General features: G+C 60.6%; 6 protein-coding genes and 2 pseudogenes. 3 read left to right on the forward strand and 5 right to left on the reverse strand.

Features of this window, described 5'->3' with window-relative positions:
• Positions 1-124: 124 nt before the first annotated feature.
• The 4 genes from DH10_RS22775 to DH10_RS22790 all read right to left on the reverse strand — a co-directional run bounded on the left by DH10_RS22775 (position 125) and on the right by DH10_RS22790 (position 6,794).
• Positions 125-1,582 (reverse strand): NAD-dependent succinate-semialdehyde dehydrogenase, encoded by a 1,458-nt coding sequence (locus tag DH10_RS22775; protein WP_246811612.1) that lies wholly within the window; start codon positions 1,580-1,582, stop codon positions 125-127.
• Positions 1,583-2,040: 458 nt separating this feature from the next.
• Positions 2,041-3,435, reverse strand: a complete 1,395-nt coding sequence (locus DH10_RS22780) for a M16 family metallopeptidase (RefSeq protein ID WP_192385363.1) — start codon at positions 3,433-3,435, stop codon at positions 2,041-2,043.
• A 7-nt stretch (positions 3,436-3,442) separates the two neighbouring features.
• Positions 3,443-5,029, reverse strand: coding sequence for a M16 family metallopeptidase (locus DH10_RS22785; protein WP_210327837.1), 1,587 nt, complete (start codon positions 5,027-5,029; stop codon positions 3,443-3,445).
• Between the two features lie 1,300 nt (positions 5,030-6,329).
• Complete coding sequence (locus DH10_RS22790) at positions 6,330-6,794, reverse strand: Ros/MucR family transcriptional regulator (RefSeq protein WP_192385360.1); 465 nt, start codon at positions 6,792-6,794, stop codon at positions 6,330-6,332.
• Positions 6,795-7,369: 575 nt separating this feature from the next.
• On the opposite strand from DH10_RS22790, the pseudogene DH10_RS22795 reads away from it, so the two are divergent.
• The 3 genes and pseudogenes from DH10_RS22795 to DH10_RS22805 all read left to right on the forward strand — a co-directional run bounded on the left by DH10_RS22795 (position 7,370) and on the right by DH10_RS22805 (position 9,232).
• Positions 7,370-8,426 (forward strand): annotated as a pseudogene (locus tag DH10_RS22795) (cytochrome-c peroxidase).
• A gap of 188 nt (positions 8,427-8,614) precedes the next feature.
• Positions 8,615-8,743: pseudogene (locus DH10_RS38410) on the forward strand (integrase core domain-containing protein); the annotation flags it as partial.
• 132 nt (positions 8,744-8,875) lie between these two features.
• On the forward strand, positions 8,876-9,232 hold the full coding sequence (locus tag DH10_RS22805; RefSeq protein WP_192245620.1) for a hypothetical protein: 357 nt from the start codon (positions 8,876-8,878) through the stop codon (positions 9,230-9,232).
• Between the two features lie 488 nt (positions 9,233-9,720).
• On the opposite strand, the gene DH10_RS22810 is transcribed toward DH10_RS22805, so the two are convergent.
• On the reverse strand, positions 9,721-10,533 hold an 813-nt coding region (locus tag DH10_RS22810), incomplete at its 5' end, for an adenosine kinase (RefSeq protein WP_192385361.1).

Genomic DNA, 10,533 nt, shown 5'->3' on the forward strand with positions numbered 1-10,533 from the left:
AAAATTGCGTGTGCACGGGTTTCGGAACCGCCCGCCGGCACCCCTTGCGCAGCGATCTTGCGATGGCGGTCTTCAGAGATCGCTCGCGCGATTGCCGGATCTGCGAACCGCGCAAGCAGACGCTTCAGATGCCGCCCATGCAAAGGTATTTCATTTCGAGGTGATCCTCGAGGCCATGGCGGGAACCCTCCCGCCCGATACCGGACTGTTTTATCCCGCCGAAGGGTGCCGCTTCCGAGGACATGCGTCCGGTGTTGATGCCAATCATGCCATATTCCAAGGCCTCGGCCACACGCCAGACACGCTTCAGGTTTGACGCATAAAAATAGGCAGCGAGGCCATAAATCGTGTCATTGGCCTCACGCACGACCTGATCCGCATCTTCGAAACGAATGATCGGGGCCAAGGGCCCAAATGTCTCCTCTTGCGCCACTGTCATTTCGCTGGAGACCTCGGTGATGACCGTCGGTTGGAAAAAAGTCCCTTGCTTGCCGATGCGTTTGGCCCCACATCGAATTGTGCCGCCTTTGGAGACGGCATCGGCGATATGGGATTCGATCTTGGCCAGAGCATGCCTGTCGATCAAGGGTCCGATGTCCGCTCCGGGAGCGAAGCCGTCACCAACCGATAGGTTGCGGACTTTCTCCACGAATTTCTCGACGAACTCATCGTGAACGCTCGACTGGACGTAAATGCGGTTTGCCGACACGCAGGTCTGGCCCGCATTGCGGAACTTCGCCTGGATCGCACCGTCAACCGCAGCATCGATATCGGCATCGTCGAAGGCGATAAAAGGTGCATTGCCACCCAGCTCGAGGCTGACCTTCGTGATCTGGTCCGAGCACTGGCGCATCAGCAGCCGGCCAACCTCGGTCGAGCCGGTGAAGCTGATCTTGCGGACCTTGGGATTGGTGCAGAGTTCGCGACCGACCGCATCGCCTTCGGACGCATAGATCAGGTTGACGACGCCTTCGGGAAAGCCTGCCTGATGCGCAAGGGCGAACATTGCGCCAGCCACAAGCGGCGTCTGTTCAGCGGGCTTGAGGATGATCGTGCAGCCCGCCGCTAAGGCCGGCGAGATTTTGCGCGCCACCATGGAGGCTGGGAAATTCCACGGCGTGATCGTCCCGACGACGCCGATCGGTTGCTTGATCACCAGCATCCGACGGTCCGTTGATGGTGCGGAGATCGTTTCACCATAGATGCGATTGGCCTCTTCGGCGTACCATTGTAGATACGCCGCCGCGTGCGCTATCTCCGACCTGGCTTCCGCAAGCGGCTTGCCCATCTCCGCGGTGAGAATCGCGGCGAGATCGTTGGCGTGGTCGATGATCAACTGATGCCATCGCCACAGAACATCGCTGCGCTCACGTGCAGTCAACGCGGCCCATCCAGGCTGCGCCGCATAGGCCCTGTCGATCGCAGCGCGCGTCTCCTCCACGCCCATGTCAGGAAGCTCTGCCAGCACTTCGCCCGTCGACGGGTTGAGGACCTCGAACGTCCGCTCGCTGAGCCGCGTGCCAAGCGCCGGCAGGCGATCAATGGCTCCAAACAGGTCCGGGGATCTCAGGTGTCGGATCATCGGGAGGCACAGGGGCAATAGCGGATTTTTCCCCAACGCAGCGGGTATATTGTCAGCAGTGTGCTTGTGTATCCCGCGACGTCCGGGTTCCTTAGGGCCTCGGGCCAGACAGCTGGTAGGCCACCGTCCCCAAACTGGAATGGGAGGCCACTTTGAATTCTCAAGAAGACGGCTCGCGGTTCTTATTAGCCGAAAATCATCGACACGAACCGGCAGACCGCATGGGGGCCTGGCACTCAGCCTAAGGCCAACACCCGGCTTCGCATGAGGTAGGCACCCCTGACAAAAGCTGTCGATACGCGAAAATTCTGACCCGCCAACCTCATAAGAAAAACCCCGCCGAAAATCGACGGGGTTTGTCAGTGTTCTGGGGTAAAAGGCCTGTTTGCGCACCAACCGCACCTCTCCCCGTGAAAAAGCCTCACAAGGAGAGAAGGGAGATGAATCGGGTCCTGTACTCATCCTTTGCCCGCGAGCGGCGGGCCGATCACCATAATGGAGGGATCGGCGGAAAGCAGCTTCTTCGCCGCTGCCTTGACCTCTTCGAGCGTCACCTGATCGATGAGGGCGGCGCGGCGCTCGATGTGGTCGATGCCGAGATTGTCGAGCTGCAGCTCGACCAGCGTGGAGGCAATCGAGCTGGAGGAATCCAGATTGTTGATCGCATAGGCGCCGATCAGATGTTTCTTGCTCGCCTCGAGTTCGGCCTCCGTAGGCCCCTGCTGTGCCATCTGCTTCACCACCTGATGCACGATGCTCAGTGTCTCGACGACGCGGTCCGAGCGTGTCGCCGTCGTAACCAGCAGTTCATGAGAATGCTCGTAACCGGTCAGATAAGAGCCGACGCCATAGGCAAGGCCGCGCTTTTCCCGCACCTCCTCCCACAGGCGCGACGTGAAGGGCGAGCCGCCCAGGATATCGTTCATCAGCAGCGCGGCGAAGAAATCCGGCTCGCTGCGTCCGACGCCAGGAAAAGCCAATTGCAGCGAGGTCTGCGGAAGCTCGTAGTTCACCTCCACCTGCTGTCCGAGTTTTGCGGCGACATCGGCAACGGGGGAGAGCGTCTGCTTCTCGTGCAAATCGCCGAACAGCTGGTCGAGCTTTTCACTCAGCCTCGTCGCGTCAATGTCGCCGACCACGGCAACATGGAGCCCGTCGCGAGCGAAGATGGCCTTGTGGAAGGCGCCGAGATCGGCCGGCGTGATGCCGGCGAGGCTCACTTTGGTACCTTCGTCCGGCCTCGAATAGGGATGCGTGCCATAGATCGCGCGCAGCCATTTGCGCTGAGCGATCGCCTCGGGGTCGCGCTCATTGGCGATGATGCCGGAGAGGAGCTGGGCACGGATGCGGTCGACCGGCTCCTGGTCGAAGCGCGGCCTGTTGATCGCGAGCCTGAGCAGATCGAAAGCGGCGTCCTGTTGGTCCGAAAGCATGCGCATCGAGCCATGGACGCCGTCGCGTTGCGCGTCGAAGCTCATCTCGGCGCCGGCATCGTCGAGCTTCACTTGAAAGGCCTCGCTGTCGAGATCGCCGGCACCCTCGTCGAACAGGGCGGTCATCAGATGAATGAGCCCCTCCTTACCGACCGGGTCCTGCGTCGTGCCGCCGTCGAAAACGAAGCGGATGGTGATGATCGGCACCGTATGGTCCTCCACCAGCCAGGCGTTGATGCCCTTTTGCGATTTCACCTCTTGGATGTTCATCGCCGCATGGGCCCTGAGCGCCGGCAGGATGAGGAAGAGGATGGCGAGGAGGAGGATGGCCAGCGGGGTGGCGAGTCGCGCGACGCTGCCTTCTGCCGCTGAAAGCGGAAAAGGCAGGGCTTGTGCAAAGGCGGCACGGTGTTGGTTCATCGTCACATCAATTCTCCGTCTTGGGCAAGAGATAGCCGGCAGTCGAATGGTCGGACACGAGATAGCGGGCGGCAACCGCTTTGATCTGATCGGGGGTGACCTTGCGGATGCGGTCCGGCCATTCCTCGACATCTTTTACGGTGCCGCCGATGGCAAGCGTCGAGCCATACATGTTGGCGAGATAGTCCTGTTCGTCTTGGGCGAAGATCAACGTGCGGACATAGCGGTCTTTGGCGTTGTCCAGCTCCTCGCTGGTGACACCATCCTTGGCGATGCGGGCGACTTCGGCATCGGCCGCGGCTTTTAGGTCGGCAAGGCTTGCACCGCCGCGCGGCGAGCCGTGGACGGTGAACTGGGCGTCATCCAGCATTTCGCCCTGAAACGAGGCGCTGGCCTCGGTGGCTATTCCCTGTTTCAACACCAACTGCTGATAGAGCCGGCTGCGGTTGCCGCCGCCGAGGATCTCGGCCAGCAGGTCGAGCGCCTCGGCCTCGCCATGCTCGGCCGTCCGATAAGACGGCACCACCCAACGCGTCGAAAAGCTCGGCACCGACACGCGCGCGTCACTGAGCGTCACCGTGCGCTTAGTGCTCTGCTCCGGCTCGACCGGCCGGACTCGCGGCAGCAGCTCGGGTCCGCGCGGAAGCTTGCCATAGGTCTTCTCGGCCAGCGCCTTCACAGTCTCCGGTTCGACATCGCCCGCCACCACCAGCACGGCGTTGTTGGGGTTATAATATTTGTTGTAGAAGGCGATGGCGTCGGCGCGGTTAAGCTGCTCCATCTCCTGCATCCAGCCGATGATCGGGATGCGATAGGGGTGGTTCTGCCATAACGTCGCGTCGACCTCCTCTTCCAGCACTGCCTGCGGATTGTTGTCGATGCGCCAGCGGCGCTCCTCCAGGATCACGTCGCGCTCGGTCTTGATATCATCGTCACTGAGGCTGAGGTTGCGCATACGGTCGGCCTCGAAGCCCATCATCTGCTCCAACGCCGAGGGCGCCACTCTCTGGTAGAAGGCAGTAAAGTCGTAAAAGGTGAAGGCATTGTGCGAGCCGCCGATCTCGGCCACCGCGCGGTTCAGCTCGCCGGCGGCGTGATTGGCCGTGGCCTTGAACATCAAATGCTCGAAGAAATGCGCGATGCCGGATTTCCCAATTGGTTCATCGGCGCTGCCGGCCTTGTACCACACCATATGGGTAACGATCGGCGCACGGTGATCGGGAATGACGACCACCTCCATGCCGTTGTCGAGCAGGAAATCTGTCACCTTGCCGTCATCTTTATCGGCCAGAACCGGAGCGGTTGCCGAGAGAACCAACGCGGTCGCAATGAATGCCCTGCGCAGCCAGTGAGACCGAAGTTCGATCGATGGCTCCCGTTGTGGTGGCGGGTCGACAGGCAAGGTTTGAGGCCAAGTGATTTGTTCCTCATTTTGAAGGGGCTTCGTCCCCGTCTCCTCTTGCGCGAGAAGGTGGATCGTCGCGCAATGCCGAGCCGGATGAGCAACCGTCTTCGTGTTGCCAGGCCTGGCTCGAGCATCATCTTCGGATTGGTCTGGGAGGCCTGCGGCAGTATTTTTTGGTGAGATGATCATGAGTTCTCCTTGGTCAGTGACGCGTTTGCGGATGACCGCGCATGTACCGTGCCAAATCAGAAAACCGTTGGTGGCAGCGTCATAAATCGGGCTCTGCTGTGTTGCGTATCCGACATTGTCGGACATCGGACACCCCCGAACGCGAAGCGTTTGCGCCGATATCTTGCTCGTGCGGAACACAAGCGGGTGCCGCGGAGGGGGATTAGGAAGCTTCTCGAATTGGCCGCGGCACTAAGAGGGTTGGATGAAAACGATGATGGTCGCCGCAGAACGCTGTCGTCGACAGGCGGGCCAGGGTCGACGCTGAACGAGCAGAGAGTCAGGAGCCTGGCTGGTACGGAAGGGAGCTGGCCGCCAGGCTATTCGCAGTGGAGGTCGCGGAGAGGCGAGGGGAGCTTGGCGGGCCGACGTCGAGGAGGCGCGCAACGGCACCTGGCTAGATGTGACATCGCGGGGGTCTGGCCTCGGCAGCGTGGTTGATCAGTTGCCAGAGTTGTCCAAAGCTATCGAAGATCGCGAGGCAATCTGTGTACACCTCCCGACCAGATCGCGCGCTGCTAGACTAGACGCTGGGCCGTGCACCGAAGCCGACAAAGAGCGCGTAGCCGTTTTGAAAAACCAACAAAACAAGGCAGCGACGGGAGGTTCACTTGGCGGCGTGCCTTCTTCAATTTCCAGAGCGAACCATGAAACCACAATCGCCATCCTCAGGACGCTGAGACATTGCGGCCAATTGATCCTACATCGGCGGATGCGAGGACGAAGCGGACTTGCCCAACGCCCTTTGCTCATCCCGCCGGGCGACCGCAGGCTGCAGCTGGTCGAGATTTGGTAAAAGGCGATAGACGGGCGGACGGCGATTGGTGGGGCGGCATGAGCAGCGCGCTCAATGTTTTACGCTTCGCCTCCAAAATCTAAATTCGCTGACAGAATCAAAGGCGATCCGAACCTTTGGCCGAGAGCGGGTTCGTATGGCACCGTCACAGCCGCATTGTGCGGCTGTAAAAGAACCCAGCCATCGTGCAACGCCTGCCTCAGCAAGGCTGGCTGATTTTTCGGCTGCGTCCCGCAAGAGCCGGAAGCACGCGGCACGTCCCGGATGGGCTGACCCGCTCGACAAGAGTGGGCGAGAACATGGCTTGACAGGAAAATCGGTCAACAGGTTGCTACAAGCCGTCGCGAATTCCTGAAACCAGGCTGTCTGCAAAGACAAGGGCGGGGTTGCTCCCGCCCTTTGATATTCCGCGCAGATCATGCCGATGGCAGCAGCGCGCTCCAGAACGAATCTCGGTTGCCGAAATTAAGCCGCGACCTTCTTGCGGGTCCGCTTCGCCGGCGCCGGCGTTTCCGGCTCCTTCGGTTTGCGGCCGAGCCCCATTGTCTTGGCCAAGGCCGAGCGCGCCGCGGCGTAACTCGGCGCGACCATGGGATAATCCGCCGGCAGGCCCCACTTGGCGCGATATTCATCCGGCGTCAGCCCATAGTGGGTCGACAGATGGCGCTTTAGCGACTTGAATTTCTTCCCGTCCTCAAGGGAGACGATGTAGTCCGGCGTCACCGACTTCCTGATTGGGACAGCAGGCTTCAGGACCATCGGCTCTTCTGCGGAGATGCTTCCGGCCGTGCCTTTCAGAGCCGCATGCACTTGGCCGATCAGAGCAGGGAGGTCCCCCACTGGAACGGGATTGTTGGAGACATAGGCTGAGACGACATCGGCGGTGAGTTCGATGAGGGTGTCGATGTTTTTGTCGGCTTCTTCTGTCATGAAAATCTCCGGGCGGCATGAAACGTAGTCGGCGAAGCGTCGCTTCATAGTGGCGGTTGCCGCTGAAAGCAACAAGTGTCTCGAACAGGATTATTGCGATGCTTGTCCAGCATCGAGGTCTATAGCGCCGCATCCCACCGTCGTGCACGTTGACCCGCTCGGTGCTGGGTCGGAGTTTGCTTTGATTCTCGATCCCCTCCGTTTGAATTTTGCAAAATGAAAAAGCCGAAGGTGTTTCGCGCCGCTGAAGGCTTCGTATGTCGTCGGATACACGGCTTAAGCCATTCATGGTCTCCATGATGCTTTCTGCCTTGGCATTTGTCGTGGGGATTCGCCACGCCCCAGGGAACCAACCAGGCCGCCAGCGCGAGCAAATTGCGATGGCACCCGGCCACGGGTTGGGATCCACGGTCGGACGATCGACACAGCCTTGGTGGCGGCTTCCGCCACTCAATGGCAGGCCGATCGAAGTCTGGCCGTCAGGCCCGGTCCTCTCCCGCCGTTGATCTAGCGCAGGGCGTTCACGAACCGCATATCCCACAATGGCTTCCGTGCACAACGCTCGGAGATCATTTATGAAAATGCTATTCACTACGATGGCTGTCGCCTTGCCGGTCGTCACTGCTTTTGCTGCGGAACCGATTTCCGCCGACCTCAGAGAAACGGCACTGGGCACTTTCAAGGCTTTGCCATCCACGACGCCGGCAGTCGCCAACAACCCGATCACACCGGAAAAGATCGCCCTCGGCAAGGCACTGTTCTTCGATCCGCGCGTCTCGGCGTCAGGCGTTTTGTCGTGCAACTCGTGCCACAACTTGGCCACCGGGGGCGACGACAATCTTGAAACCTCGATCGGCCATGGTTGGCAGAAGGGACCCCGCAACGCGCCGACGGTACTGAACGCTGTCTTCAACATCGCGCAGTTCTGGGATGGTCGCGCCGAAGACCTGAAGGCTCAGGCCAAGGGACCGATCCAAGCCGGTATCGAAATGGCCAACACACCAGATCAAGTGATCGCGACGCTCAAGTCGATGCCGCAATATGTCGATTGGTTCAATGCAGCTTTCACAGGTGAGGCCGATCGCGGCACCTTCGACAACTTGGCCAAGGCAGTTGAAGCCTTTGAGGGCGACATTGGTCACGCCGGCCCCCTTCGACGCCTTCCTCAATGGCGATGACGCCGGCATGACTTCCGAACAGAAACAGGGCCTGGCGCTTTTCATTGAGAAAGGGTGCTCGTCCTGCCATGCCGGTGTCAACGTTGGTGGGCAGGACTTTTACCAATTCGGCCTTATGGAAAAGCCCAGCGCCGAGGTCCTGCCGGAAAAAGATAAGGGCCGCTTTGCCGTCACCAACACAGCTGACGATTCCCATGTTTTCCGCGCGGCACCGCTGCGCAACGTAGCACTCACCGCGCCATACTTTCATTCGGGGAAGGTTTGGGATCTAAAACAGGCCGTCGCCATCATGGGGACTACGCAGCTCGGCGAACAATTGAAGGAAGAAGAAGTCGACCTGCTCGTTGCCTTCCTTAACTCGCTGACCGGAAAGGTACCCGAGGTCGTCTTGCCCATCTTACCCGCCGAAACGGCGACAACGCCTCGACCTGCATCGCAGATCTTAGGGAAATAAATGGCCGGAGCTGGCTACGGAAAGTCGCAATCATTCTTGATTGCGACCATTACTGGGACGAGACGATCGCGACCTCTTTGAGAAGGCAATGCCTGGCATGATCCCAAAGCGCAGACAATGCTTCCGTTGCCAGCTCGTTGCGATGGCATCATCCTAGGCATCTGGCGCGAGTCAGACCAAAGGGGTTCGAAAAGTTGGAGGATTGGCGCAGATACTACAACGAGGAGCGCCCATATGGGGCGATAGGGCACAAGGCCCCGATCGCCGGTCTCAGTCTGTGCCAAAGTCAACGGCGTTTCACCGCCCAGTTCCGCTAATTCCCTGCACAGCCACCGGTTCGCTTTGCCAGAAGCTCTCTTGACTAATTGGCGGCGATGTACAGGGATTTCCCGAGAGCTTGGTTTCACACTGTGCAAAGGCCCGCTACGGCTGAGGGAGGGGAGGGGCGCTTGGACGAGCACGATCCGAAGGAAGAGCTGATCGAGACGATTTTCCGCAACGGCACAATCACCGTCGTGGGCATCCTGCTTGCCTTTTCGCTCGGCTTCGTCACGCATTGGGCGGCGAACCCCGTGCCATGGCGGCTCTACGATCTGTTCGCCGTTGTGCCGATCCTGGTCGGCATCGCGTTGCAGATGCGGGCGCTGTCCCTGCTGCTCGACATGAGTTCGCTGCGCCGACCCATTTACGAACGCGCCAACCGCATCTTCATGGCCGGCCTTATCCTGACCGCGTGCGGCGTCGGGCTGGCCATCCTGCTCGATGTCTTCGAGATGTCGGCGACGGGCACGCTGCCCGGCTCTTAACGGCCTGTCACTGCGCTTTGGCGCTGCCGCCCATCGCTGTCAGTCGATTATTGCATACGCCGCAGGTCCGCAATTTGGCAGTGTCGCACCATTTGGCGCCTTTACCGCTGCCTTGGTTTCGCCGGACGCCGGCACCACTGATCGTAGGCGCGCAGCGGCACATCGCAATAGACCGGCAGTGGCGAGGCGAGGCCGAAGGGGCAAACGCCTGGCCGGTCGAACGCATCAATGCGATTTGCGGTTGTCGATGCGCGCGCCAAGCCGCCAACGCCGACGGCGATGCCGATGCGACTAGACTTAGATTAGCGGATGTTAAATTTAGAGCGTTTCGGCTTGCCGGAAATTGGGGTCTCGGTGGCATAGCCCCGCATGGTTTTGGGGTGTTGGCAGGAAGACCGATGCGCGGGCGTGGATGGATCAAAGCGTTGCGTCAGGACGAGGCTCGGCAGGTGCGTGCGCGCATAGCCTGCACAACGGGAAGTAGGCTACTAGTCCTTTGAATGTCCGGAATGGATCAGCCCCGCCTGCTCAGCCTCTTCGCGCAAATTCTGCCTCGGCCTTGGGCCGATTTGCTGGATGACCAGCCCGGCCGCCAGCGAGCCGAGATCGCCGCACTGCTTCAGGCTGCGGCCTTGCGTGTAGCCATGCAGGAAACCGGCGGCGTAGAGGTCACCGGCGCCTGTCGTGTCGACCAGGTCCTTGATCGTTGTCGCCTCGATGATAACGGTCTCGTCGCCGCGCACGATGACCGAGCCCTTTTCCGAGCGGGTCACGGCCGCGATCCGGCAATCCTTGCGGATCTGCGCCAGCGCCTCGTCGAACGACGATGTCTGGTAGAGCGACTTGATCTCGTGGCTGTTGGCGAAGACGATATTGACGGTGCCCGAGCGCATCAGGTCGAGGAATTCGTCGCGGTAGCGGTCGACGCAGAACGAATCCGACAGCGTCATCGACACTTCGCGCCCGGCGGCATGCGCCAGCTTCGCGGTCTGCCGGATCGCCTCCTTGGCGCGCGGCGGATCCCACAGATAGCCCTCGAAATAGGTGACCTTGGCGCCGGCCGCCTTGTCGGCCTCGACGTCTTCCGGCCCGAGCTCGACGCAGGCGCCGAGATAGGTGTTCATCGAGCGCTCGCCGTCCGGCGTGACGAAGATCATCGAGCGCGCGGTCGGCGGCTCGCCCTTGAGCGGCCTCGTATCGAAGGCGACGCCCTGGGCCTGGATGTCGTGGGTGTAGATTTCGCCGAGCGCGTCGTTCGACACCTTGCCAAAGAAGGCGGCGCGGCCGCCGAAGCTCGCCAC

Origin of the sequence: Mesorhizobium silamurunense (genome assembly GCF_014843825.1) — a bacterium.
GTDB classification, from domain to species: Bacteria; Pseudomonadota; Alphaproteobacteria; order Rhizobiales; family Rhizobiaceae; genus Mesorhizobium; species Mesorhizobium silamurunense.